20 protein-coding genes are annotated in these 25,811 nt (G+C 41.0%); 3 read left to right on the top strand and 17 right to left on the bottom strand.

All coding sequences use genetic code 11. The features are described from left to right. Nucleotides 1-5: 5 nt before the first annotated feature. Entirely contained in the window at nt 6-647 is a 642-nt protein-coding gene (locus tag FS875_RS03230) for an LbetaH domain-containing protein (protein WP_144752968.1), read from the bottom strand. Between the two features lie 138 nt (nt 648-785). On the opposite strand from FS875_RS03230, the gene FS875_RS03225 reads away from it, so the two are divergent. From FS875_RS03225 to FS875_RS03215, 3 genes are read left to right on the top strand one after another with little or no spacing between them, the layout of a single operon-like run. Beyond that, the gene (locus FS875_RS03225; RefSeq protein WP_144752965.1) at nt 786-1,367 is read left to right on the top strand and encodes an SCO family protein; all 582 of its coding nucleotides are present in this window, start codon (nt 786-788) and stop codon (nt 1,365-1,367) included. Between the two features lie 31 nt (nt 1,368-1,398). After that, the gene (locus FS875_RS03220; RefSeq protein WP_144752962.1) at nt 1,399-2,268 is read left to right on the top strand and encodes a 50S ribosomal protein L11 methyltransferase; all 870 of its coding nucleotides are present in this window, start codon (nt 1,399-1,401) and stop codon (nt 2,266-2,268) included. Between the two features lie 17 nt (nt 2,269-2,285). Then, complete coding sequence (locus FS875_RS03215; RefSeq protein WP_144752959.1) at nt 2,286-4,112, top strand: aminopeptidase P family protein; 1,827 nt, start codon at nt 2,286-2,288, stop codon at nt 4,110-4,112. A gap of 237 nt (nt 4,113-4,349) precedes the next feature. Here FS875_RS03215 and ligA read toward each other — a convergent pair whose 3' ends face one another. The 16 genes from ligA to FS875_RS03135 all read right to left on the bottom strand — a co-directional run bounded on the left by ligA (nt 4,350) and on the right by FS875_RS03135 (nt 25,789). Continuing rightward, entirely contained in the window at nt 4,350-6,509 is a 2,160-nt protein-coding gene (gene ligA, locus FS875_RS03210) for an NAD-dependent DNA ligase LigA (protein ID WP_144752956.1), read from the bottom strand. Nucleotides 6,510-6,623: 114 nt separating this feature from the next. After that, the gene (gene recN, locus FS875_RS03205; protein WP_144753043.1) at nt 6,624-8,285 is read right to left on the bottom strand and encodes a DNA repair protein RecN; all 1,662 of its coding nucleotides are present in this window, start codon (nt 8,283-8,285) and stop codon (nt 6,624-6,626) included. Between the two features lie 7 nt (nt 8,286-8,292). Then, nucleotides 8,293-9,186 carry an outer membrane protein assembly factor BamD gene (locus FS875_RS03200; protein ID WP_144752952.1) on the bottom strand — a complete coding sequence of 298 codons (894 nt, stop codon included), beginning with the start codon at nt 9,184-9,186 and terminating at the stop codon, nt 8,293-8,295. A 170-nt stretch (nt 9,187-9,356) separates the two neighbouring features. Then, a complete protein-coding gene (lpxC, locus tag FS875_RS03195) occupies nt 9,357-10,232 on the bottom strand; it encodes a UDP-3-O-acyl-N-acetylglucosamine deacetylase (protein WP_144752949.1) in 876 nt (291 codons plus the stop codon). Between the two features lie 213 nt (nt 10,233-10,445). Further along, entirely contained in the window at nt 10,446-12,215 is a 1,770-nt protein-coding gene (ftsZ, locus tag FS875_RS03190; RefSeq protein WP_144752946.1) for a cell division protein FtsZ, read from the bottom strand. Nucleotides 12,216-12,278: 63 nt separating this feature from the next. Then, nucleotides 12,279-13,580, bottom strand: a complete 1,302-nt coding sequence (ftsA, locus tag FS875_RS03185) for a cell division protein FtsA (RefSeq protein WP_144752943.1) — start codon at nt 13,578-13,580, stop codon at nt 12,279-12,281. Further along, nucleotides 13,577-14,488 (bottom strand): cell division protein FtsQ/DivIB, encoded by a 912-nt coding sequence (locus FS875_RS03180; protein ID WP_144752940.1) that lies wholly within the window; start codon nt 14,486-14,488, stop codon nt 13,577-13,579. The genes ftsA and FS875_RS03180 overlap by 4 nt, the downstream gene beginning before the upstream one ends. Beyond that, nucleotides 14,476-15,396, bottom strand: a complete 921-nt coding sequence (locus tag FS875_RS03175; RefSeq protein WP_144752937.1) for a D-alanine--D-alanine ligase — start codon at nt 15,394-15,396, stop codon at nt 14,476-14,478. The genes FS875_RS03180 and FS875_RS03175 overlap by 13 nt, the downstream gene beginning before the upstream one ends. Nucleotides 15,397-15,634: 238 nt before the next feature. Beyond that, complete coding sequence (gene murB, locus FS875_RS03170; protein ID WP_144752934.1) at nt 15,635-16,612, bottom strand: UDP-N-acetylmuramate dehydrogenase; 978 nt, start codon at nt 16,610-16,612, stop codon at nt 15,635-15,637. Next, the gene (gene murC / locus FS875_RS03165; RefSeq protein ID WP_144752931.1) at nt 16,590-18,017 is read right to left on the bottom strand and encodes a UDP-N-acetylmuramate--L-alanine ligase; all 1,428 of its coding nucleotides are present in this window, start codon (nt 18,015-18,017) and stop codon (nt 16,590-16,592) included. Before murC ends, murB begins: the two co-directional genes overlap by 23 nt. Beyond that, nucleotides 18,001-19,137: an undecaprenyldiphospho-muramoylpentapeptide beta-N-acetylglucosaminyltransferase gene (murG, locus tag FS875_RS03160; protein ID WP_144752928.1), complete on the bottom strand. Its 1,137-nt coding sequence runs from the start codon at nt 19,135-19,137 to the stop codon at nt 18,001-18,003. The genes murC and murG overlap by 17 nt, the downstream gene beginning before the upstream one ends. Continuing rightward, nucleotides 19,134-20,282 (bottom strand): FtsW/RodA/SpoVE family cell cycle protein, encoded by a 1,149-nt coding sequence (locus FS875_RS03155; RefSeq protein WP_144752925.1) that lies wholly within the window; start codon nt 20,280-20,282, stop codon nt 19,134-19,136. The genes murG and FS875_RS03155 overlap by 4 nt, the downstream gene beginning before the upstream one ends. A 146-nt stretch (nt 20,283-20,428) precedes the next feature. Then, entirely contained in the window at nt 20,429-21,823 is a 1,395-nt protein-coding gene (murD, locus tag FS875_RS03150; protein ID WP_144752922.1) for a UDP-N-acetylmuramoyl-L-alanine--D-glutamate ligase, read from the bottom strand. A 4-nt stretch (nt 21,824-21,827) separates the two neighbouring features. Next, a complete protein-coding gene (mraY, locus tag FS875_RS03145) occupies nt 21,828-22,898 on the bottom strand; it encodes a phospho-N-acetylmuramoyl-pentapeptide-transferase (RefSeq protein ID WP_144752919.1) in 1,071 nt (356 codons plus the stop codon). Nucleotides 22,899-22,919: 21 nt separating this feature from the next. Further along, nucleotides 22,920-24,341 (bottom strand): UDP-N-acetylmuramoylalanyl-D-glutamyl-2,6-diaminopimelate--D-alanyl-D-alanine ligase, encoded by a 1,422-nt coding sequence (locus tag FS875_RS03140; RefSeq protein WP_144752916.1) that lies wholly within the window; start codon nt 24,339-24,341, stop codon nt 22,920-22,922. After that, nucleotides 24,338-25,789, bottom strand: coding sequence for a UDP-N-acetylmuramoyl-L-alanyl-D-glutamate--2,6-diaminopimelate ligase (locus FS875_RS03135; protein WP_144752913.1), 1,452 nt, complete (start codon nt 25,787-25,789; stop codon nt 24,338-24,340). The genes FS875_RS03140 and FS875_RS03135 overlap by 4 nt, the downstream gene beginning before the upstream one ends. Between the last annotated feature and the right edge of the window lie 22 nt (nt 25,790-25,811).

Raw genomic sequence — 25,811 nt, 5'->3', positions numbered from 1 at the left:
CTATTTTAATCTGAATGTCTTTTCCATTTGCAAACAAAAGCTTCAATGGGCAAGTTTTGTATATCAGGTAATGCGTTGTAAATTTTATCAAGCGGCCAATCCCACCAAGCCATATCTAAAAGATCTTCTATCACATGATTGGGAAAACGCATCCGCAATTGTTGAGCTGGAACCCCAGCAACAATCGTATAAGGCATAATATCTTTTGTTATAACAGCGTTAGCTCCAATAATTGCACCATGTCCAACTATTACCCCAGGCATAATAACTGCTCCATGCCCAATCCACACATCATGCCAAATGGTAACACGTTTTGCACAACGCCTTTCACGAAAAGAACAATCGAGTGACTTATAACGAAAATATTCGTTTGGACGATAGGTTATTTTATGGGTTGAAAGACGCTCTATGGGATGCTCTAATGCATTTATCCGTACATGAGATGCAATAGAACAAAAACGACCAATATCGCTATAAATAGCCTCACTGTTACGTTCTAAATAAGAAAAATCTCCAACGGTTACATCCCGCAAAATCACCCGCTCATTAATTTCCACATAGCGCCCTAATTTACAACCATGCAATCGCGCCGTTGTGTGAATACGTGGTTTATTTTCATGAAATCGAAGATCGTTTTCAATATTCATATTACCTTCCATCAATTATTTCATCAAGAGATATGGAAAGACATACCAAGCAAATCCATAAAATCAACCGTGAAACAAACATTGCAAAACAAACCAACCAATGCTAGATTTTTTCAACACTTTTAAGAGAGACAAGCGATGAAAAATGTAATCCGCATCTTAGGACTAACAGTTATATTTCTTACGGGGATTTTTATTTATGATAGGTTGATCAATAAACCTTTAGGTGATGACTTTACTCTCACCGATTCAAATGGACAAACTGTTACGCAAGCTGATGTTCGCAGTAAACCTTCAATTATTTTCTTCGGTTTTACGATGTGCCCTGAAATCTGTCCTACAACATTAATGAATCTTGATCGATGGCTTACAGCCCTTGGGCCAGAGAGTGATAAATTAGGAAAATGGTTTGTAACTGTTGACCCTGAGCGTGACACCCCTGAAGTCCTTCATGAATACCTCAGTAATTTTAACAATAAAATTATTGGCATTAGCGGAGATCCTAAAAAAGTTCATAAAATGGTCAGTTCTTTTAATATCTTTGCTGAAAAAGTACCAGGGACAGATGAAAACTATACTTACGATCATACGGCTGCAATTTTTTTGCTTAAAAAAGGTGGCAAACTCGCTGGTATTATACCTTATGAACCCAACGAGGATGATAATGAATTAAAAGACCAAATCGCCATTGAGCGACTTAAAAAACTTGTCTCAAACTAAATAAAAAAGCCAATTATAAAGAAAGAACAAGATGTCACAGCAAATTCGTCTATATTATACTGCTTCTAAAAATGAAGCAGAGCGATTTTATACGCTTATAGAAGCAGCTTTTGACGAAGAAGGATATCCTTTGGCTCTTACAGAGATTGATGAAAAAAACACCATCTATGAACTTTCACTCTATATAGACCAAAACAATGAAGAATATGTATCGAAACGTTTTGCACAGATCCTTTCTATAGATCCCCATAAAATTAACCATGAAATTTTACCCAATATTGATTGGGTGCAAAAAAGCCTAGAAGGACTACAACCTGTACATGCTGGTCCTTTTTTCCTTCATGGAAGCCATAACCGTAATGACATCCCACAAGGTGTTTTTCCCATTGAAATTGATGCAAATCAAGCTTTTGGCACTGGACATCATGGAACAACAGCCGGTTGTTTGGAAATGATTGCCAAAATCATGAAACACGAGAATCCACAAAATGCCCTTGACCTTGGTACAGGGAGTGGAGTCTTAGCCATTGGCATGGCAAAGCTCAAACCTATTGCTATACTTGCATCTGATATTGATCCCATTGCTATCAAAGTTGCACAACACAATATCGCACTCAATGGCGTAGAAAAATATATTAGGGCAATTACAGCCACAGGCTTTGCCCATGATGAAATTGCATCACGTGCGCCCTTTGATCTTATCATTGCCAATATCCTTGCCAATCCGCTTATTGAACTTGCACCAGAAATGGTTCAATTCCTTCAAAAAGGCGGATCACTTGTACTTTCTGGAATTCTTGAAGAACAACATGACCTTGTATTGGAAGCTTATGTAAAACAGGGATTAAAACATCTTGAAACATACCACCGTCAAGGATGGGTTACGATACATCTTAAATAAATGAAAAGGACGTTGTTATGTATCAATCTTTTGAAGCAACAACAAATCCCAGCCATGCTCTCGAGCGTATTTCTTCTCTTCGTAAAGAGCTTGATCGTCTTGGGCTTGATGGTTTTCTTGTTCCCCGTAGCGATGAACACCAAGGAGAATACGTCCCCCCCCATGCTCAACGCTTAAGCTGGCTTACTGGCTTTACGGGTTCAGCAGGGATCGCTCTTATTTTAAAAAATAAAGCTATTATCTTTACTGATGGACGCTACAAACTCCAAGTTCGCCAACAAACTGATCCTCATATTTTTGAATATGAAGATCTCGTAACGTGCCCCCCCTCACAATGGCTTGAAAAAAATGGAAAACAACTTTCTATCGGCTTTGATCCATGGCTTCACACCATTGCCGCTACAGATGTATTGAAAAAATCCTTAGAGATAAAAACAGGTGGAAAGCTTATAGCAGTTCAACAAAATCCTATCGATCTTATCTGGCATGATCAACCATCCTTACCACAATCTCCCCTATCGATTCATCCTCTCCAATATGCAGGATGGGATAGCGATGAAAAGCTCTCTTTAATTCGCAAAACCATACAACAAGCCCATTCAGATGCTTTTATTTTTACAGATCCCTCCTCTATTGCATGGATATTCAATATACGGGGTAATGATGTTTCCAACACACCTTTTGTTCTTTGTTTTGCCCTCATACCTATAAATGAAACACCAGCCTTATTCATTGACAGCAAAAAGCTTGGTGAAGAACAAAAACGATATCTGGAACGCTATACAAAATTATACGAACCAGAACAATTTATTGCAAAGATCAAAAATTATAGTCAAAAAGGCATGATTTTTGCTTTAGATCCACAGTTAACATGCGAAAAGTTACGCACTGTCCTTGAAGAAAGTTGCAAATCTTTCATCACACTGACCGATCCTGCTGCTCTACCCCGTGCCATTAAAAATAACACAGAACAAGAAGGTGCACGTAGAGCTCATCTATGCGATGGTGTTGCTCTTACCCGTTTTTTTGCTTGGTTAGACAAACAAACACCAAGCGCAATAAATGAAATTTCTGCTGCTCAAAAATTAGAAGAATTTCGCATAAATACAGCAAAAGACATGGGAAAAAAACTAGAAGATCTCTCTTTTGATACAATCTCAGCAGCAGGTGCAAATGGAGCAATTATCCATTACCGTGTAACAAATGAAACCAATAAACCACTCAAGGCTGGTGAACTTTATCTTGTGGATTCAGGTGGACAATACCGTGATGGTACCACAGATGTCACACGTACAGTAGCAATTGGCGATATTGGAGAAGAAGAAAAACGCTGTTTTACTCTGGTTCTTAAAGGCATGATTGCTCTTTCAACAGCACTCTTTCCAAAAGGAACACGCGGACAAGATATTGATGTTTTAGCACGCATTGCCTTGTGGAAAGCCGGTTTTGATTATGCCCATGGTACGGGTCATGGTGTTGGTTCTTATCTCTCTGTTCATGAAGGACCACAAAGTATTTCGCGCAAAGGATTCCAAGAATTAATCCCTGGAATGATTATTTCTAATGAACCTGGATATTATCGTGAAGGGGCATTTGGTATTCGTATTGAAAATTTACTCATTGTAAAGCCAGCACAAAAAATTGCTGGTGGAGAAAAAGAAATGCTCTCGTTTGAAACACTCACCCATTGCCCCATTGATCGAAAGCTCATCCTTCCAGAGCTTTTAACACAAGAAGAGCGACAATGGCTCAATAATTACCACGCACGTGTTTATCAGATGAATGCACCTTATTTAAATGAAGAAGAGAGAGAATGGGTAAAAGAGGCAACGATGCCTCTTTAAGTGAAGAAATACAAATATCTCTTAAAGCTTCCAACTAGAGCATCCCTCCCCCTTTTTCAAAGCAAAAATACGCACTGAACGTGAGGACATGCTCCTCACTATCTTATTATCTTAATAAAACACCATCTTACAACATAAAAAAAATAACTATAAATTAGCTTTCAATATCAGTAAATCATCTCTGATGAGGAAAAATAAAAGACGAGCATATCCATCATGCTTGAGAAGTCATCCCTCTTAACCATAATGTCCCTCAATCAGCTGTAGCCAAGCTTCTTCATCGATAACCTCAACACCTAACTCCCCAGCTTTAGTCAATTTTGATCCCGCTCCAGGCCCTGCAATAAGAAGATCTGTTTTTTTAGAAAGTGAAGCAGAAGTCTTTGCCCCTAATCGCTCTGCCAATGCTTTTGCTTCATCGCGAGACATACGCGTCAAAGTTCCTGTAAAAACTATGATCTTTCCCGCTAACGGTGAAGATGCAGCCAAAACAGGCTCCTCATCGAGAGGAATCACTTCTTCAAGCAAAACAGCCAAAACTTCACGATTATGGGCTTCCTTATAAAAATCAATAATCGCACTGCCTACCTGTGGTCCAATTCCTTCGATATTGGTAAGCTCTAGCCAAACTTCATTGCCTTCTTTATTTTCCTGCTCACATGGTATAAGTGCTTCCATTGCCGCAGTTTCAAAAGCCATATAAGTTTGATAAGCACGTGCAAGACGCCGCGCATTCACCTCACCAACATGCCGAATCCCTAAAGCAAACAAAAAACGGCTTAAGGGAATTTTGCGACGTGCATTAATGGCATCATAAAGTTTACGCACGGAAACAGCACCAAAACCTTCCATATTTTCCAAACGGACTAACGAATTTTCTTGGCGCCGTTGTAAAGTAAAAATATCAGCAGGTGTACGAATTCGAAGCGCTTCATCTTGAGCGTGGAAAAAAAATTCTACTTGTTTTTTACCTAAGCCCTCAATATCAAAAGCATTGCGTGCAACAAAATGACGAATACGCTCAATCGCTTGTGCAGGACAAATAAGCCCCCCTGTACAACGACGTACCGCTTCTTCTGCTTCACGAACCGCATGACTCCCACAAGCAGGGCAGAGATGAGGAAAAACAAAAGCAGAAGAGTCTTTTTGGCGTTTTTCTACAACAATATCAACAAGTTGAGGAATTACATCACCAGCACGTTGTATAATCACCGTATCGCCGATACGAATATCACGCCCCTCACGAATGGGCTCACCTTTATGACCAATTCCTTTAATATAATCCTCATTATGCAAACTAGCATTGGTCACCACCACCCCACCAACAGTAATAGGCGTAAGACGCGCAACAGGTGTTAATGCACCGGTGCGCCCCACTTGAATATCAATACCCTCTAAAAGAGTCATAGCCTTTTCTGCTGGAAATTTATGTGCAATAGCCCAACGCGGCGAACGAGAAACAAACCCCAAACGCTTTTGGAGCATCAAATCATTAACCTTATAAACAATGCCATCAATATCATAGTTTAAAGAATAACGGCGTTCTTCTATATCATGATAATAGGAAATAATTTCTTCTACTGTCTTAAAAGCTTTTGTTAATGGATTGATAATAAAGCCATATTCTTTGAGCTTTTTCATCATCTCCATTTGGCTTTCTGCAAATATTTCACTCACCTCACCACAAGCATAAGCAAAAAATTGCAGCTTTCTGCTGGCAGTTATCCGTGAATCCAATTGACGCAACGATCCAGCCGCTGCATTTCGAGGATTGGCAAAGGTTAACTTACCCTTCTCTTGCTGGCTGATATTAAGCGCTTGGAAATCCTCCCGCCCCATATAAACTTCACCGCGAACCTCAATTATATCAGGAACGTTTCCTTGCAAAACTTTTGGAATATCAGAAATTGTTCGTGCATTCGCTGTCACATTTTCACCAACAGTTCCATCACCCCTCGTTGCGGCACATACAAGCCGCCCTTTTTCATAGCGCAAAGACAACGATAAACCATCAATTTTTGGCTCCGCTGTTATTTCTAACATTTGTGTTTCTGGAAGCCGTAAAAAACGACGCACACGTTCAACAAATTCAGTAACATCTTCAAAGCTAAACGCATTATCAAGGGAAAGCATCGGTTGTGTATGAACAGATTTTTCAAACTTCTCTAAAACCGGTGCTCCAATTTTATGTGAAGGAGAGTCTATACGAACCAGTTCAGGAAAGAGAGCTTCAATTTCTGCGTTACGCCGGCGAAGAGCATCATATTCTGCATCAGAAATTTCAGGTTGATCATCACGATTATAAAGAACATCATGACGTGCAATCTCTTTTGCTAACCACTCTAATTCACTTTCTGCTTCAAGAGCAGTAAGGTTTTTAATTCTGTCCTTATTCATAAAATCTATTCCAAATGGTGGACTATCATCATAAAAATCTTAACTTTTTAATTAAAAAGTGAATTCAAATGAACACATGCTTTTGTCAGCCTTTTTATCTTATCTCAATGATAACTAAGTAAGAAGCTTTTGAGCAGCGGCTCGTGCCTCCTCAGTAATCTGTTCTCCTGCCAACATACGAGCAATTTCTTCTGCACGCTCCTGCTCTTCCATTTTATGAATAGCTGTAACAAAGCGCCCTTTATCATCACTTTCAATCTTTGAAATAAGAAAATGACTATGCGCTTTCGACGCAACTTGGGGTGCATGCGTAATGGCAAAAACCTGAATATTTTCCGACAAACGTTGCAACCGTTGCCCAATAGCGGCCGCAACAGCGCCCCCAGCACCTGTATCAATTTCATCAAAAATCAACGTAGGAGCTGATCCGCGATCAGATAACACAACCTTTAATGCCAATAAAAAGCGAGATAACTCACCACCAGAAGCAACACTCAGCATGGGTCCAGCCCGTGTTCCAGGATTGGTTCGAACCCAATATTCAATACGATCACACCCCTCTGCACTTCGCCTTTCAACATCAGTCTGCATTTCAACAATAAATTCTGCCTTTTCTAATTTCAATGCCGGCAACTCAGCCATAACACTTTCAGATAAATGCTTTGCTGTTTCTCGACGTTTTATTGTTAAAGCTTGTGCCAATGTATCATAATTTTTCTGTGCCTCTCTTGCCTCATCTTCAAAATGCGTTAACGTATTCTGAGCCTCTTCAAAATCAGTAAGTTCAGCATCCATTTTATCGCGTAACTGAACCAATTCATCCGCAGAAACTTGATATTTACGAGCAAAACCGCGAAGGGTAAAAAGGCGTTCTTCTATCCGTTCCAATTCATCAGGTTCAAAATCCAATGCCCGCATAGCCGCCTCAATCCCTTCCTGTGCTGTTGCAAGTGCATGCAATGCCTCATCAAGAGATTTCACCACTGGTGTAATAAGCTCTTCTGCTTCAGGAATTTTCCGCTCTAAACGCCTTACCAAATTAGATAACACCGGAATTGGCGATTTTTGACCACTTAAAAGATCATCTGCTTCTTTAATATCCGTCGCTATTTTTTCTAACTTAAGCATATCAGCACGACGCAAAGAAAGAGCCTCTTCTTCACCAACTTGAAAATCAAGTTTTTCAAGCTCTTCTACACATGCCCGAAGATAATCCATCTCACGCGTTGCATTCTCTACTTTAAAACGCTGTTGTTGCAAACGTTCTTCACATTCATGCCATACCCGATAACATTGACGTAAATTTTTCACATCATCTTCAAGTCCGCCAAAAGCATCTAATAACTGGCGATGCGTCGCAACATCAACAAGCGCACGATCATCATGCTGTCCATGGATTTCAACCAAGTGACGACCAACACTCCGCATTAAGGAAACACTCGCCACCTGATCATTGATAAAGACACGACTGCGTCCATCACTTGATTGCACACGTCGTAAAATGATATCCCCCTCATCATCAAGACCATTCTCACGAATAAGCTGACGTGCAGGATGTGAAAGAGGGACATCAAAAACAGCGGTGACCTGCCCGCGATCAGTGCCATGACGCACAAGCGAAGCATCCCCTCGTCCCCCAAGAGCTAGCGACAAAGCATCAAGTAAAATAGATTTTCCCGCCCCTGTTTCTCCAGTTAAAACCGTTAACCCCGCCGTAAAATGAATATCGAGCGTTTCGATCAAAACAATATTATGAATCGAAAGCTGTACCAGCATGAGAGAATCAACGTGCCCTCTTCTTATCACCACCTAAAGCATTTGAGATCCAAGAAGATTTATGCTCATGTGGCGATATTTTATTCTTCTGCAAAAGATTATAAGAAAATTTATACCACTCACTTTTGGGATAATTCCGTCCTAAAATAGCTGCTGCCGTCTGTGCTTCCGCCGTTAAACCAAGAGCCAGATTAACTTCTGTCAAGCGGAAAAGCGCTTCTTCAATTTGATTTGTATCGGAATACTCTTCAACGACGGTACGAAACCGTCTACTTGCAGCAAGATAACGTCGCCCTTCTTCATAATAACGGCCAATCTGCATTTCTTTACCAGCCAACTGTTCGCGCCCGAAACGTATTTTATCCTTAGCATCCTTGACATATTCAGAATTGGGATAACGCTCTATAAGGAGCTGCATCGCAGCAATAGCGCGTTTCGTATCACGTTGATCACGTGTAACATCAGGAATCCGACGAAAAGAAGAAAGACCTATAATATAATAAGCATAAGCAGAATCATCCGATCCAGGATAAAGAGTAATATAGCGTTGAGCCATACTAATTGAATCATCATATTTTCCAAGACGATAATTTGTAAAAGCCCCCATGACTAAAGATTTACGACCCCAGTCTGTATAAGCATACTGTTTCTCAATTGTAAGAAACTTTTTAGCAGCATCTCCAAGCCGCCCACTCTCAAGGCTCGCAAGCGCTTGATTATAGAGAACATCTGGTGGATCCATTTTTAAAACATAAGCAGATGGATCAAGGGTATTTTTCTCTTTAAAGAGACATCCCGCTAACATACAGGTGCTTCCCAAAAGCACCACCCCTAATATCTTGCGTACAATGTTAGATTTTCTATATGCCATATTTCTAATGCACACATGAGATTTTTTCATAGTTTTTCCGGCCTCCACAGAACATCATCTTGCAGCAAAAATAATTTATTAAAAGCTTTTATACCACATCACTTTAAAATGCACATAACCAATTTAGCAGTTTAGGTCAATCATCCCCTTAAAAATCAAATAAACAATAAAAAAATCTTGTCAATTTTCTTTTACTCTTTCTATAAGAAGCTTTTTTCGTAATGTGATTCGTCTGCCAAAACAGCCTTCACCAATTGCGAATTCATTCTATGCCCACTACAAGAGGAACGAAATAATCCAATAAAAGGCGCACCAAGGAGAGCAGTATCACCAATCGCATCAAGCATTTTATGTCGAACACATTCATTTTCCCAATAAGGACCATCGGAATTTAAAATTTTGTCATTAAAACCGATAACAAGAGAATTTTCTAAAGAAGCGCCTCTCGCCTTTCCAGAACGCCGTAATTTCTCTACATCTTTGATAAAACCAAAAGTACGTGCACGTGACAAATCATCTCGAAACCCTCGTGTAGTAAGATCAAAACTGAAATGTTGCTTACCAATGGCAGGAGAAGGAAAAGAGATCGTTATATCAAAACGACGTCCATCAAATGGCAAAAGCTCTGCAAAACCATGTGCTCCTTCAACCCGTAACGGCTTTTTTATCATGAAATAAGAACGATATGCATTTTGCTGAACAATGCCAACATCTTCAAAAGCTTGGCAATATTGCCATGCAGAACCATCTAAAATCGGGATCTCATTATGCGACACTTCAATAACAAGATTGTCCAAATTATAAGCAGCAATAGCTGCCATCAAATGTTCAATTGTTTCAACCCTTACTTCTCCATCTCCAAGCACCGTTGATAACTCAGTTTTTCCCGTTTGCGATGCATGGGCTTGAAATATTTTCTCTGTTCCGTCTAATCCACAACGCTTAAAAAGGATACCACACCCAACATCTGCTGGACAAACCTTGACCTCTGACAAACAGCCACTGTGAACGCCAACCCCCTTAAATGTTACTGCTTTTTTAAGAGTAGACTGATATTTTGGCACCAAATTCATCATATTATTTTATTGCATTTCTTTTACATCTTTTAATAAAATTTATAAAACCATAAAAAAATATTCATAGTAAATAATAAAAAAAACCGCTTATTATAAGCGGTTTTTTTAAAACAAAGTATTTTATCTAAAACAACAGTATATTTTACTTCATAATTTCTGACTCATCGTTAAAGAGATCATAAAACTTCTTACTTTCCCTCATTTTTTTACCAATTAATTTGCCTGACGACGTAAAAATGCTGGTATTTCTAACTGATCTTCCTCACTGATAAAAGTACGCTGATCCTGTGGAACTTGAGGATGCAATTCTCCAGAACGACGTGGAACGTAAACAGAAGCATCTTGAGAAAGCGCCTGAGAGTTCTTATTGTAAGAAGACTCTTGCTGCTGTGAAGATCTCACAGCAGGTTCCAGCCTTGCTTCTGGCTCTTCATCCTCGCGATGTGTCAAGCTCTGTTTCAAACGCTGCCAGAGATTACGAGGACCTTGATCAGTCACAGATGATCTTTGTCTCTGTCCATGAGCAACAGGAGGAAAATCCTTTAACTCAGGCATCCGCATTGGAGCACGCGCTTGCATCTGTTGCGTTTGTCTTTGTTGTACTAGCTTTTCTTTTTGCTTCACAACCCCTGTCATCTCATCAAGAACATGCGCTGTAGCCTCCATACTCACGGGAGCCGCCATAGCTTGTTGAGAAGTACGACTTACTTGCATACGTGGAGTATTTGATATCTGATCCTGCACAACATTTGAACCATAAGAAACAGCTTTTGTCGCACTTCGCGTCGTCATTGCTTCTGCAGGCTGTGCAAAAATTTGACTTTTAGGACGGAATTGTTCACCTGTTGGCTTACCTTTTTCTATTTCAAGTGATTCAATGACTTCAACCATTGATTCAGAACGTAAGGGCGATGACTGAACATGAAAAGAACTATGTGACGTTCCAGAATCGTTCTTGCGTATTGAAGAGGTCGGTCTTTGAATCTGAGGCTGAGATGGCTGAACCACATCACTAACCTCACGATCAATACCGGTAGCAACCACAGAAACACGAATAACACCTTCCAATGACTCATCATCAATGGCCCCAAAAATCACATTCGCATCAGCATCTACTTCTTCACGAATACGATTAGCAGCTTCATCAACCTCAAAGAGAGTCATATCACGCCCGCCCGTAATAGAAATCAATAAACCACGCGCTCCACGCATAGAAGTATCATCCAACAATGGATTCGCAATAGCCGCTTCAGCAGCAGCTAAAGCACGCCCCTCACCAGATGCCTCACCTGTTCCCATCATGGCGCGCCCCATTTCGTGCATAACAGAACGAACATCAGCAAAATCGAGGTTAATCAAGCCCTCTTTAATCATCAAATCCGTAATGGAAGCAACACCAGAATAAAGCACTTGATCAGCCATAGCAAAAGCATCAGCAAACGTTGTTTTATCATTTGCGATACGGAAAAGATTTTGATTAGGAATAACAATCAATGTATCGACAGATTTTTGTAATTCTTCAATACCAGCCTCGGCCGTTTTCATACGACGAGCCCCTTCAAACTGAAATGGCTTTGTCACCACACCAACGGTTAAAATACCTTTTTCACGCGCTGCACGTGCAACAACGGGAGCAGCGCCTGTTCCAGTACCTCCTCCCATACCAGCCGTAATAAAAACCATATGAGAATCTGCAAGATGATCAATAATTTCATCAATACATTCCTCTGCCGCGGCTTGCCCAACTTCTGGTAAAGCCCCAGCACCCAAACCTTCTGTCACAGCAGCACCAAGCTGAATAACACGTTCAGCCTTTGACATAGCCAAAGCCTGTGCATCCGTATTTGCAACAACAAAGTCAACTCCCTGAAGACCAGCATTTATCATATTATTCACGGCATTCCCGCCACCACCGCCAACACCAAAAACGGTAATGCGTGGCTTCAATTCCGCGATATCTGGCCGATGCAGATTAATCGTCATTTTCTTTTCCTTCTCATAAGACACCGCAAGCCAAAGCGATGAAATTTATCCAACTAAACTTAACTAAAAACTCTCACGCAACCACTGACCAACACGCTGAAAATACCCACGCGTGCCCATCGATAAATGATTTCCTGCCGCCTGCATTGTTTTTTCTTCAAAACCCACCAATTGCGGATAAATTAACAACCCCACAGCAGATGTAAACGCCGCCCCTTTTGCAAGAGAAGGAAGCCTCGAAACCCCTAAAGGCCGCCCGATACGAACATTTCTTCCTAATATAGTACGTGCCATTTCCGGCAATCCTGTTAACTGGCTTGCTCCCCCTGTCAAAATAACACGCTTACCAATGACGTGACCAAAACCAGAACGATTTAAACAATCACGAACCATTTCTAAAATTTCTTCAACACGCGCACGAATGATGCGCCCAAGAACCGCACGAGGATATTGAATTTCACGCTGTTCACTCCCAATTTCTGCTACATTAATCATTTGTCGCTCATCAGCACTTGTTAAAAGTGCTGAACCATAAACAACTTTCAAACGTTCCGCCTCTGTTAGAGACATAGAAAATCCGCGCGCAACATCAAGAGTGACATGATGCCCACCAACTGCCAGAGCATCTGCATGAACAAATTTTCCCTCAAAAAATACTGAAAATGTTGTTGTCCCACCACCAAAATCAATACAAGCAGCTCCTAAATGCGCCTCATCATTCATCAAGACAGCAAGACCACTTGCAAAGGGAGTAGCAACCATTGCTTCAACACTCAAATGCGCACGATTAATACACGTTTCTAAATTACGCAACGAGGCTGTTTCTGCTGTTACTACATGCACATTGACGCCAAATGTTTCCCCTGCCATGCCGACGGGGTCAGAAATTCCTTTATCTCCATCCAAGATATAAGAAACTGGAACTGAGTGCATAATATGACGTTCAGCATCAAAAGCTTTACGCGAAACATCTGAAAAGGCCATACGCATATCACGCTTAGTGACTTCACGACCATTCAAATCGACCTTTCCCTGAATCAAAGCACTTTGTAATCGACTTGAAGAAAAATTCACAATTACTGAATCCACCACCAAACCAGCCATTTTTTCTGCCGCATCAACAGCCAAGCGTATTGATTGTTCTGCTGCAAACATATCCATGACAACACCGGATTTAATACCGCGTGAACGCTGTACTCCAAAGCCTAGAATTTCCATAGAATGCGTACGACCATGTAAATAGTGCGCATATTTCAAAGGACGCAAACAGGCAATAAGACAGACAATCTTACTTGAGCCAACATCAAGAACCGTTAAAAAACGTGTCTTACGCCCCCCCCAATGATGTGATCTGAGCAACATCATGGGTTTCCTACCTTTCGCGCTTTTAAAATACGTTCTTCTTCTGTCACACGAGCTTGATAACGCTCCAACGTTTCATCTGATAAAGAAACAGTAATTCGATCAGCAAGACGTAAATCAACACTGAGAATATCGCGTGATAAAAGATCTTGCATTGTACCGGATGAAATAAGAGAGGAAAGTCTTTCAAGAGCACCATTTTCAGGCAACATAACGCGCATTCCATTATTCAAAACAAGATCCCAACGCCGATCACCTACCCGCACAAAAGCACGAACACGATCATACACTTGCCGATAAACTGACAATGCTTGAATAAATCCTTTAGCGGCACTTTGCGCACCCTGCCCAACCACAAGAGGCAAATCCCGAACAATTCCTCCTTTAAAGGGCACAATAACACGCCCCGTATGATCAACAATATCCATTATGCTATCATGTTGCCAAATAGCATAAGGCTCACGCTCCACGATGGAAATACGCATTCTATTGGGATAAATTTTCTGAACATTTGCCGATTGAACCCAAGCCTGTTTTTCCAAAAGAGAACGTGCTTTTTCAACATCAAAAGTGAATATAGAAGGCGCAACATCAAGTTTTAGCATTTTCAAAATATCTTGCTTTGTCAAACGCTTATTACCACTAATATCAACTTGCGTGACCACAAAACCACTATCTGATATAATCGTGTTTATGATCATAGCCATCTGACCACTTGATGAAAGTCCATAAAAAGCTATCACAAAGAAAAACCATACAACAGCAAAAGAGCCCAAATGACGTGGAATATGAATGTTGACAAAAACAAACTCAAACATAAACCGAAGAAAACGACGATAAAGACGTGGCAAAGCCGGCACTGAAAGCACCTCCATCGGAATATTTATTTTATTAACATTCAACGCATACATGATGCGTCCTCCACCATCCATTGAACAATATCGCCGTAAGTACGACCGCTCGCTTTTGCAATATCAGGAAGAAGAGACGTCGATGTCATACCGGGTTGCGTATTAATTTCAAGCCAAACCAATTCTCCCGTTTTCTCATTAAAACGAAAATCAGAACGGCTAACACCTCGACACCCTATCGCCTGATGGGCTGCTAAAGACATTCTTTGCACACTTTGGTAAATATTTAGTGAAAGTTGTGCAGGACAAATGTGAAGAGAACCACCTATCTTATATTTTGAGTCATAATCGTAGAATGGAAAATATTGGCTGGGAAGAATTTCACACACATCCAGCACTTCATTGCCTAAAACAGCACACGTCAATTCACGACCAGGAATATATTTTTCAACCATCACCTCATCGGCATATCCCCAATCAGCTCCCCCAATACTATACGGTGGTGCAGCTTCATTTTCCTGGACAATGACAACACCAAAGCTTGATCCTTCACACACAGGTTTAATGACATAAGGAGGCTCCATGGGATGCGTTTGCCCAACAGCAAAGCGGTTCATAATACGAGAAGGAGCAACACAAACCCCAACACTTGCAACAATAATTTTTGCACGCCCCTTATCCATAGCCAAAGCAGATGCCATCACACCAGAATGGGTATAAGGAATTTTTAAATATTCAAGAATCCCCTGAATCCGACCATCTTCACCAAATGGACCATGCAATGCATTAAAAGCAATATCGGGCTGCAACTGTTCAAGAACAGAAGCGATATGAGGGTTAACATCCACGCGGCTCACACGATACCCTTGTGCCTCAAGAACATCAGCACAAGCCGCCCCTGAAGATAAACTTACAGAGCGTTCAGAAGAAAAACCTCCCATTAACACAGCTATATGTTTATCTTTCATAATAAATCACCCTCTTTCGCATACTATATGTAGCCTATATAGAAGACATCAGCACCACATACAGAAAAAACACAGTTTATCCTTGCGAATCAATAACCTAGCATTTTGCATAATGAATCAGACTCAAAAGCCTGATGCAAGATGTTCTTTGTTAATTTATTGATTCTTAATAGAAATTTTTCATTATCTCTTTGAAATGACTCAATTTTTTATTTGCACTTTTTTAGTGAACAATAAATCAATGAAATGGATCAAAAGGAGAAACATTTCGACCCTGCTCAAATTGACCAATACGCTCTATTTCCCATTGTAAAAGGTGAGCCGAATGTGCAAAAACACGCGCACGCACTGTTTCTCCCAATGCTTCAAGATCATAGCCTGTTGCTTGCCCTGTATTAATCATAAAATTACAGTGCATTTCACTCATTTGAGCGCCACCAATCCGTAAACCACGACACCCTGCTTCATCAATCACACGCCACGCAGATGTATCTTTAGGATTTTTAAAAGTTGATCCCCCTGTCTTTTCGCGGATAGGTTGCACAGTTTCTCTGTGGAGAGCAACTTCATCCATAGCAGCACGAATAGCATCTTTATGACCAGCTTCCCCCTCCAACAAAGCAGCCGTAAAAATAAAATCTTTAGGAATATCACAATAACGATAGGAGTAATGCATATCTTTTAAACTCAAGATATGACGTTGTCCCTTACGATCCAGCGCATAGACCTCAACAACACGTGCTGCGGTTTCAACACCATTTGCACCCGCGTTCATTTTGAGAGCTCCTCCAAGACCACCAGGAATACCATGATAAAAATGGAAACCTGCAATTTCAGCCTTTAAAGCAGCGGCAGCTAAATGTTTATCCGCCGTACCAGCGCCAACTAAAAAGCTTTTTGAAGAAACTTGCTGTACTTGCCCAAAATTTTTAGGTGAAAGACGAATCACAACCCCAGGAACGCCCCCATCACGCACCAGAAGATTAGAACCAATACCTACAATTGTTACAGGGATAGATTCAGGCAAATTTTGAAGAAAAAAGGCTAAATCTTCTTCATCAACAGGCTGATAAAAAAGCTCTGCCAAACCACCGGTGCGAAACCATGTCACCTTACGCATCTCAACATTCGGCGTAAGCTTGCCTCTTATACCTCCCAACAGCGGCTGCAATTGCGCCAATAGCGCCTCACCATCAATGTGCTGAAAATTTATCATGACCATCAAGTCCCGACAACTGATGAGGCAACGCACAAGCCCATTGTGTAATATTGCCAGCACCAAGAAAAACAACATAATCCTCTGCCTGAGCAAACTTTGAGACAAGAGACACAACATCTTCCAGACCGTGTATCAAACGCACATCACGATGACCAGCCATTTTAATATGCTCTACCAATTCTTGCGAACCAACCCCTACAATAGGCTCTTCTCCAGCCGCATAAACAGGGGCAATCAACACTGTATCAGCATCATTAAAACAAGTAGCAAACTCATCAAATAAATGATGCAAACGCGAATAACGATGGGGCTGTGCAATAGCAATGACACGCCCTTTTGCACTCTCACGTGCAGCACGCAAAACAGCTTTTATTTCAACAGGGTGATGCCCATAATCATCAAATATTTCAATGCCACGCCAACTTCCTGTTCGTGTAAAACGCCGTTTTACGCCTCCAAATTCCGCTAACCCCTTCTTTATTAATTCATTTGAAATACCAAGTTCATGCGCAATGGCTATCGCTGCTGTTGCATTGGCAACATTATGCTCTCCTGCCATGGGCAAAAGCAAATTTTTCAACTCAATCTTTCTTCCTGTCTTGCGTGAACGAATAAGAACATCAAAATAGGTTTTTTGACCATCCATCGAAAGATTAAGAAAACGAACATCCGCTTGTGGGTTTGCACCATAAGTAATCACCCAACGATCATCAATACGGCCCGCCAATGACTGAACCTCTGGATGATCAAGGCACAAAACAGCAAAACCATAAAAAGGAACATTTTCGACAAATTGCCGAAAAGCTGCGCGGACAGCATCAAAACTTCCATAATGATCCAAATGCTCAGCATCAATATTGGTAACAACAGCAATATCAGCAGGCAGCTTTAAAAATGTTCCATCGCTTTCATCGGCTTCAACAATCATCCAATCGCCCTCTCCTGTCCGAGAATTCGTACCATAAGCATTAATAATACCGCCATTAATCACCACTGGATCAAAACGACCAGCATCAAGAAGTGCTGCAACCATTGATGTGGTCGTTGTTTTACCATGTGTACCACCCACTGCAATTGCGCGCCGAAATCGCATCAACTCGGCAAGCATTTCTGCACGTCGGACAAGTGGCAAATGTCTTTCTTTTGCAGCAATATACTCAGGATTTGTTTTTTTAACGGCAGTAGAAAAAACAACAACCTCTGCATTTCCTAAATTTTCAGCACAATGACCAATATGAACGTTAATTCCTTTTCTCCGCAAACGTTCAACATTGGCACTCTCAATTTGATCGGACCCTTGAACTTTATAGCCAAGATTATAAAAAACCTCCGCAATTCCACTCATACCAATCCCCCCGATTCCAATAAAATGGATAACGCCTATATCAAGTGGCATTTTCATCAAAAAGCTCCTCTTTTATATCTGACAACAATCGCCCTGCAATTAAGGATTCAGCCATATCAGCAAGGCATCGAGTTGCATGGGGTTGCCCAACTTTTTTTGCAGCAAGCGCTTGTTCTTCCAATAAATGGGGGGCACAACAAGCCTGCGTTAAAAGAACAGAAAGCTTTTCTGCATCTAAATCTTTTTCTAATATAATTTGTGCACCACCCACACGTGCAAGAAGAGCAGCGTTAGCGGCTTGATCATGATCCAAAGCATGAGGATAAGGAACAAGCAAAGCAGGTCGACCAATCACCGCTATCTCACAAACCGATGAAGCCCCAGCACGCGACAAAATAAAATGGGCATGCGCCATACGTTCAGCCATATCATCAAAGAAAGGAGCAACTTCAGCTTGTACGCCCATATCGCAATAGGTTTTAATCAATTTTTCAGCGTCACCACGAATTTGCTGTACAATACGTAAGCGTTTACGGTTCTGATCATCAAGTAAAGCAATCGCTTCTGGAACAATATGTGAAAAAAAAGAAGCCCCTTGACTACCCCCAAAAATCAAAAAATAAAATGGTTCATCACCTGTAGAAGGCTGATAGGAAATTTCAGCCGCCTTCAACACAGCCTCACGCACTGGATTCCCCGTTAAAAGTGTTTTATGAGCATAAGGGCCATGTAAGGACAACAAACCACCAGCGATTGCACGTACAAAAATTGCCAACACTCGGTTAGCACGCCCCATAACAGCATTTTGCTCATGAATAAATGTTACACGCCGCATTAAGGCCGCAATAAAAAGAGGAGGAAAACTCGGATACCCCCCAAAACCACCCACCAGAACAGGACGTAATTTATAAAACAGCCCCAACGATTGCCCCATACCTTTAAGCAAAGACCAAAACGTTTTTATCAAAGCAAAAGGATGGCGTCGTGTAAATGTTGCCGATGAAACGATATGTATATGCTCTTTATCAAAGCTGCGTACAAAAGATCGCGCTCTTTCATCTGTTATTAAATGAACATCATATCCACGTCGCTTTAATTCAACAGCAAGTGCTTCAGCAGGAAAAAGATGTCCACCTGTCCCCCCTGCCACTAAAACAATAACTTTTTTATCATTCATGAAGAGCTATCCAAGACAGAAGAAGAAAAAGCTGAAAGACGGGACTCTGGCCAACGACGTGTTAAACTGAGTAAAATTCCCATTGAAAACGCAATTGCCACCATTGATGAACCACCATAAGAAATAAACGGCAATGTCATGCCTTTGGGAGGGATTAAGTGAAGATTAACAGCCATATTAATCGCTGATTGAAAGCCTATCATCATGGCTATGCCCGTAATACCTAGACGTATAAAGGAATCACGCGTATTCATAGCTATATATAATGAACGCATAACGATAAAGCCAAAAAGCATCATAATTAACAAACAAAGAATAATACCATATTCTTCAGCAGCAACAGAAAATACAAAATCTGTATGGCTATCAGGAATGATCCGTTTTACTGTTCCCTCTCCAGGACCTTGCCCAAACCAACCACCATTTAAAATAGCCTCACGTCCTACATCCACTTGAAAGGTATCTCCTTCCCCTGTCAAAAAACCATTGATACGATCGCGCACATGAGGCAGAAAAAGATAAGCGAGAATAATTCCTACAACGCCGAAAATGAGAAAGAAAAAAATAACCGTAAGAGGCACACCAGCAATAAAAAACAGCCCTCCCCATGTTGCACTTATTAAAATTGTTTGTCCAATATCAGGCTGTAAAACCAGAAGAACACAACAAATAGCATAAAGCAGAGTTGCTAACATATAACCTGGAATTCCCCTCCTGCGTATCTGTTCTGAAAAAAGCCAAGCCGACATCACCACAAAAGCCGGCTTCATAAACTCTGAAGCTTGTACAGAAAAACCAAAGAGCAAAATCCACCGCCGTGCTCCCTTTAATTCAGGACCCCAAAATAGGGTTGCAACCATAAGAACAAGCGTTACAATAAGCAAAAGAGCACATAAACGACGAATATTAGGAAGCGAAAAAAAGGAAATGGTAACCATCGTAAAAAATGCTGAAATGCTAAAAATGATATGCCAGCGAACAAAATAAAAACTATCAGCAATTCCGATTTTTTTTGCAATAGTGGGGCTCGCAGCAAAAGACAGCATAATGCCAATCCCCATTAAAATTAAACAAGCAGCAAAAATAGAGCGATCAATCGTCCACCACCAATTCGCAATTGGGTCTCTATCTGCACGCGTAATCATTTATATCCACCTTATCCGTTTTATAAATTATCTCAAAGTGATAAGGTTCCCCAACCTGTCTAACAAACACTTTAAACACTAAATTACACGAAAAAAGATTCTGGAGTCTTAACGCAAAAATATTTTTTTATAAGTAATGCTGCTTGTTATTGTAATTGCTTCACCAAAGAGATAAATGCTTCGCCCCGCACCTCATAATTTTTAAATTGGTCATAACTTGCGCAAGCAGGTGACAAAAGAACCACCACCTCCTTTGCTTTGCAATGCATTGCGTCAATGGTAGCTTCACGCACCGCATTTTCTAAAGTTAAGCTCATAGAAAAGGGAAAAGAAGATCCAATCATGCACGCAAATTCTTCTGCTGCACTCCCAATCAAATAAGCTTTACGAATTTTAGGAAAAAACTCTCTAAGAGATTCAATTCCTCCCTTTTTTGCCTGCCCCCCAACAATCCAAAAAATATCATTAAAAGCGCAAAGTGCTGGCGCTGTTGCATCTGCATTCGTCGCCTTGCTATCATTAATAAATAAAACCGCCCCCATTTGACGCACCTGCTGCATACGATGAGGTAATCCTTTATAGCTTGCTAAATGCTTGCTTATAGAGGGATCGGTTATTTTTAAAGCCTGCAACGTTGCCAAAGCCATAAGAGCATTTTGCGCATTATGACCTCCGCGCAAAGCAGCTACAGCAGCAAGATCTGCAAGCATATGTCGCTGTCCTTGACGGACAGAAAAGAGCTTGGTCCCCTCTGCATAAAAACCATTTTCTAGCAAGTGATCCTTAGAAATGGCCTCAATTTGATGCCCCTCGTGAAGCAATTGTTGATACAACATCTCACAAGCTGCATCATCAACGGAAATAAAAGCCTGAGAAGCCTGAGCAACCAAATGCCTTTTGGTTTGCACATAATGCGCAAAACTCCCATGACGATCAATATGATCAGGTGTCAAATTTAATAAAAGCCCAATGGTTGGCTGAAGAGAGGGCGTAAGATCAATTTGAAATGATGAACATTCAATCACATAGATACGTTTTTTAACAAAAGGCTTAAGCATCAATATTGCATTTCCAATATTTCCCCCCATTTGCACATCATAACCCATTTTTTCCAACAAATGTGCAAGCAAAGCCGTTGTTGTCGACTTTCCATTCGTCCCCGTAATCGCAATGAAAGGAACATCCTCATCACAAAAACCATAACGCTGTAAAAAATGATGGCGCGCACGAACAAATAATTCAATATCACCGATAATTTCTATATTTGCTTGACGTGCTTTTTCAACAACCCAATGGGGTTTAGGATAATTTAAAGGAACGCCAGGTGCGAGAATCAATGCTACAAATTCTAACCAATCTTCACTGTGAAGATCTCTTGTTGGAATATTTTGCCGAAAAGCTTCTTGCACGCTCGCAGGATGATCATCCCATGCGACCACTTCTGCACCGCCACGCATCAACGCTTTTGCCGTTGCTAATCCAGACTTCCCTAATCCAAACAGAGCAACTTTTTTCCCCTTATAACACGCAACAGAAATCAAAATCTCACCGCAATTTAAGTGTTGAAAGCCCAATGAGAGCAAGAACAATCGAAATAATCCAGAAGCGTATCACCACTTGGCTTTCAGTCCAGCCTTTTTTCTCAAAATGATGATGGATTGGTGCCATAAGAAACACGCGCTTTCTTGTCAATTTAAAATAACCAACCTGAATAACGACCGAAAAAGCTTCCACAACAAACAGCCCACCAATAAGAGCCAACACAATTTCGTGCTTTGTAGCAACCGCAACAGTCCCCAATAGTCCACCAAGAGCCAACGAACCAGTATCCCCCATAAAAATAGCAGCAGGTGGGGCATTAAACCATAAAAAGCCAAGCCCTGCCCCCACAACAGCTCCCAATAAAACAGCCAGTTCACCTGTTCCCGATACGTAGTGTATTTGGAGGTAATCAGCAAAATTCATATTACCACAAAGATAAGCAATCAGAGCAAAAGATAAGGCCGCAACCATCACAGGAACAATCGCAAGCCCATCAAGTCCATCCGTCAAATTAACGGCATTCCCCGTCGCGACAATGACAAAAGCAGAAAAAGGAATAAAAAACCAGCCCAAATTGATAAGATAATCTTTCAAAAAAGGCAAAGCGAATCCAGATGAGCCAATTTGCAGGATGACAAAAGCAGCAATTGCTGCAACAACAAACTCTAGGCTCAACCGTGCTTTCCCAGAAAATCCTTTGTCTGTTTGTTTTGTAACCTTAAGATAATCATCATAAAATCCAATTGCCCCAAAAGAAAGCATAACCAAGAGCGATACCCAAAAATAAATATTCGATAAATTACACCACAAAAATGCCGATACAACAATGCCGGTTAAAATCATTAATCCACCCATTGTAGGTGTTCCAGCCTTTTTAAAATGTGTTTGAGGACCATCGGCACGAATTGGTTGTCCTTTGCCCTGACGCAACTTAAGAGACGCAATGATGCTAGGTCCAAACAAAAAAACAATGAGTCCAGAAGTTAGCATCGCTGCTATCGTACGAAAAGTAATGTAACGGAAAACATTCACACCTGGAATCCAATCACTAAACGAAGAAAAAAACAGCATCATGGAACAAAAAACCTCTTAAAACTATGAAGAAACCGCTTTATAGCGCTCAAGTAATGCCGTCACAATATTTGATGAACAAAGGCTATTGGATGATTTAATCATCAAGAGATCCCCAGGAAAAATTTCTGCCAAAAGAAGCGGTAAAATTTTCTCAATATTTTCAGCATAATGAACCTCAACATCAGCAGATAAATCACTGACTAAAGATTTCATCGCCTCACCAAATAAAAAAACGGGATTAGCACCAGAAAGACGTATTGGCTCCCTTAAATCACGATGAAGCTTTTCACTATATCCCCCTAACTCTAGCATATCCCCTAAAACAGCAATTCGCCGCCCTCCTTCCCCAACTGGTCCTGTCGCAAGAAGCTCAAGAGCCGCACGCATAGATGCGGGATTAGCATTATAGCTTTCATCAATGAGATAAAATTCGCCGCCATTCAATAAAGACAATCGATAACGAACACCCCGCCCTTTTTGAGAAGAAAAATGACTCAAAGAAAGCACAATAGGATCTAAATCAACACCAATGGCATCACAAGCCGCAAGAACAGCTAAACTATTTTGCACAATATGGCGTCCAGGAGCACCAATTTTGACCTGCCTCTCCTGTCCTTCAATACGTACCATCATAGAAGAACAATCGGTTAAAAGACATATATCCCGCGCTTGATAATCAGCATTTTCAGCCTCACCAAAGCTTAAGATCTTTTTCACACCGCATTGCTTTGCTTTTTGAACGAGATAAGAAAAAAAATCACTATCTGCATTTAAAATGGCAATGCCCCCTTCATCCAATCCTTCAAAAATTTCAGCTTTTGCCTCTGCTATTTCTTCAAGATCTTTGAAAAAACCCATATGTCCTGCACAAATATGCGTAATGAGAGCAACATGCGGACACACCAATTTAACCAGAGAGCGAATTTCATCTTTATGATTCATGCCAATTTCAAAGATACCATAATCACTCTCCATCGGCATCCGCGCTAAAGTAAGCGGAACCCCCCAGCAATTATTGAAAGAAGCGAGATTGGCATGAACCTTTCCAGTTGTTGCAAGGACTTGTTTTAAAGCTTCTTTTGTTGTTGTTTTTCCCACCGATCCTGTTATCGCGATAATTTTAGCTCTTGAACGTTTGCGTGCAGCTTTCCCAAGTTTTTCTAGGGCTTGCAAAACATCAGGAACAACAATCAATGGAGCCGATATCTTTTCCATATCCTTCAAACGATTTTCCGCAACAATGAGAACGCCTGCACCTCGTGCATAAGCCTGCGCAGCAAAATCATGACCATCAAGATGATTTCCCTTAATACAGAAAAAAATATCGCCTTCTACAAGAGTACGACTATCAATGGAAACCCCAGAAAAAGTTTCCGGTAAATTCCCCACGACAAAGCCACCGATTGCGGTAACAAGTGCTTGTTTATCCCATAAAGCTGTCATCTCCTCTGGTCCTCTAGAGCTTCTATCGCTTTCAGACGATCTGAAAAAGGATAAGTTGTCTGCCCTATAATTTGGCCATCTTCATGACCTTTCCCAGCAATAATGAGTGTATCACCAGCTTTCAAAAGCCCCACCGCATAAGAAATAGCCTCACCACGATCTGCTATCTCTATGGCTGTTGGTACCGCCTGCAAAATATCCTTGCGTATTTTTTCTGGTATTTCTGTGCGCGGATTATCATCCGTTACAATAACAATATCCGCTTTATCTGCTGCAATTTTTCCCATCAAAGCTCTTTTTCCTTGATCTCGATCCCCTCCACAACCAAAAACAACAACCAAACGCCCTTGTGTAAAGGGACGAACAGAAAGCAAAACCTGCTCCAAAGCTTCTGGTTTATGGGCATAATCAATATAAACAGGTGCATTATTTTCTGTCTTTCCAATAAGCTCTAACCGACCAGGGGCCCCTTGCAAAATTTCAAGTGCAGAAAAAACCTTATCAGGAGAAAGACCTGTTGCAATGGCTAGTCCAGCCGCCACAAGTGCATTGGCCACCTGAAAATCTCCAGCTAAAGGCAAATCAAATGTATAAATCTTATTTTCCACACGACATTCGATACACTGTTTTGAGCGTTGATGTTCAACGCGATTAATTGTGATAAATTGTCCCTTACGTCCAATAGTCAAGACACGGCGACGCGCTTGTGTAACAGCATCAATAACTTTTTGTGAATAGACATCATCAGCAAAAATCAAAGCAGGAGCAGATACAGGCAAAAGTGTATCAAACAACCTCATTTTAGCCCGTAAATAATCCTCTACACATCTGTGATAATCCATGTGATCTCGCCCTAAATTGGTAAAAGCACCAGCCGTTAAACGCACTCCATCAAGGCGTCCTTGATCAAGCCCATGTGAAGAAGCTTCAAGAGCTACATGAGTCACACCTTCATGAGAAATTTCACAAAGAAGACGGTGCAAGACAACCGGATCAGGTGTTGTAAGAGAACCATAATCATTCCGGTGAGGTGAAACAACACCAACCGTTCCTATACTAGCAGCACACAATCCAACATGAGTCCAAATTTGCCGAACAAAAGAGACAACAGATGTTTTACCACTTGTACCGGTTACAGCAACCACCGTTTCAGGCTGAGAACCATAAAAACGTGCAGCAGCCAATGCAAGACTATGACGAACATTAGAAACACGTAAAATTGGAACAGATAACCCCTCAAGAATCTCCTCGCGATCAGTAACAATTGCGCGTGCTCCCCGCTTTATCGCATCATTGATATAGTCTCTTCCATCCCCTTGTTTTCCTCGAATAGCGACAAAAACATAGCCCGGTAAGACTTGTCGAGAATCTGCACTGATCCCTGTTATTTCCATTGAAGAAAGCTTCTGATCTTCAAGACATTCTGTAAAAACTGTTCCAAACAACATAACGACGCACCTTTATATTCAT

Source organism: Bartonella saheliensis, assembly GCF_902162175.1.
The sequence above is the reverse complement of the archived record's forward strand: the minus strand, read 5'-3'. Positions and strand labels throughout refer to the sequence as shown.

What these genes read in the sequence shown, in the direction of transcription:
- FS875_RS03230 (WP_144752968.1), bottom strand. Translation starts at nt 647, where the DNA reads ATGAATATTGAAAACGATCTTCGATTTCATGAAAATAAACCACGTATT.
- FS875_RS03225 (WP_144752965.1), top strand. Translation starts at nt 786, where the DNA reads ATGAAAAATGTAATCCGCATCTTAGGACTAACAGTTATATTTCTTACG.
- FS875_RS03220 (WP_144752962.1), top strand. Translation starts at nt 1,399, where the DNA reads ATGTCACAGCAAATTCGTCTATATTATACTGCTTCTAAAAATGAAGCA.
- FS875_RS03215 (WP_144752959.1), top strand. Translation starts at nt 2,286, where the DNA reads ATGTATCAATCTTTTGAAGCAACAACAAATCCCAGCCATGCTCTCGAG.
- ligA (WP_144752956.1), bottom strand. Translation starts at nt 6,509, where the DNA reads ATGAATAAGGACAGAATTAAAAACCTTACTGCTCTTGAAGCAGAAAGT.
- recN (WP_144753043.1), bottom strand. Translation starts at nt 8,285, where the DNA reads ATGCTGGTACAGCTTTCGATTCATAATATTGTTTTGATCGAAACGCTC.
- FS875_RS03200 (WP_144752952.1), bottom strand. Translation starts at nt 9,186, where the DNA reads ATGAAAAAATCTCATGTGTGCATTAGAAATATGGCATATAGAAAATCT.
- lpxC (WP_144752949.1), bottom strand. Translation starts at nt 10,232, where the DNA reads ATGATGAATTTGGTGCCAAAATATCAGTCTACTCTTAAAAAAGCAGTA.
- ftsZ (WP_144752946.1), bottom strand. Translation starts at nt 12,215, where the DNA reads ATGACGATTAATCTGCATCGGCCAGATATCGCGGAATTGAAGCCACGC.
- ftsA (WP_144752943.1), bottom strand. Translation starts at nt 13,580, where the DNA reads ATGATGTTGCTCAGATCACATCATTGGGGGGGGCGTAAGACACGTTTT.
- FS875_RS03180 (WP_144752940.1), bottom strand. Translation starts at nt 14,488, where the DNA reads ATGTATGCGTTGAATGTTAATAAAATAAATATTCCGATGGAGGTGCTT.
- FS875_RS03175 (WP_144752937.1), bottom strand. Translation starts at nt 15,396, where the DNA reads ATGAAAGATAAACATATAGCTGTGTTAATGGGAGGTTTTTCTTCTGAA.
- murB (WP_144752934.1), bottom strand. Translation starts at nt 16,612, where the DNA reads ATGATAAATTTTCAGCACATTGATGGTGAGGCGCTATTGGCGCAATTG.
- murC (WP_144752931.1), bottom strand. Translation starts at nt 18,017, where the DNA reads ATGAAAATGCCACTTGATATAGGCGTTATCCATTTTATTGGAATCGGG.
- murG (WP_144752928.1), bottom strand. Translation starts at nt 19,137, where the DNA reads ATGAATGATAAAAAAGTTATTGTTTTAGTGGCAGGGGGGACAGGTGGA.
- FS875_RS03155 (WP_144752925.1), bottom strand. Translation starts at nt 20,282, where the DNA reads ATGATTACGCGTGCAGATAGAGACCCAATTGCGAATTGGTGGTGGACG.
- mraY (WP_144752919.1), bottom strand. Translation starts at nt 22,898, where the DNA reads ATGATGCTGTTTTTTTCTTCGTTTAGTGATTGGATTCCAGGTGTGAAT.
- FS875_RS03140 (WP_144752916.1), bottom strand. Translation starts at nt 24,341, where the DNA reads ATGACAGCTTTATGGGATAAACAAGCACTTGTTACCGCAATCGGTGGC.
- FS875_RS03135 (WP_144752913.1), bottom strand. Translation starts at nt 25,789, where the DNA reads ATGTTGTTTGGAACAGTTTTTACAGAATGTCTTGAAGATCAGAAGCTT.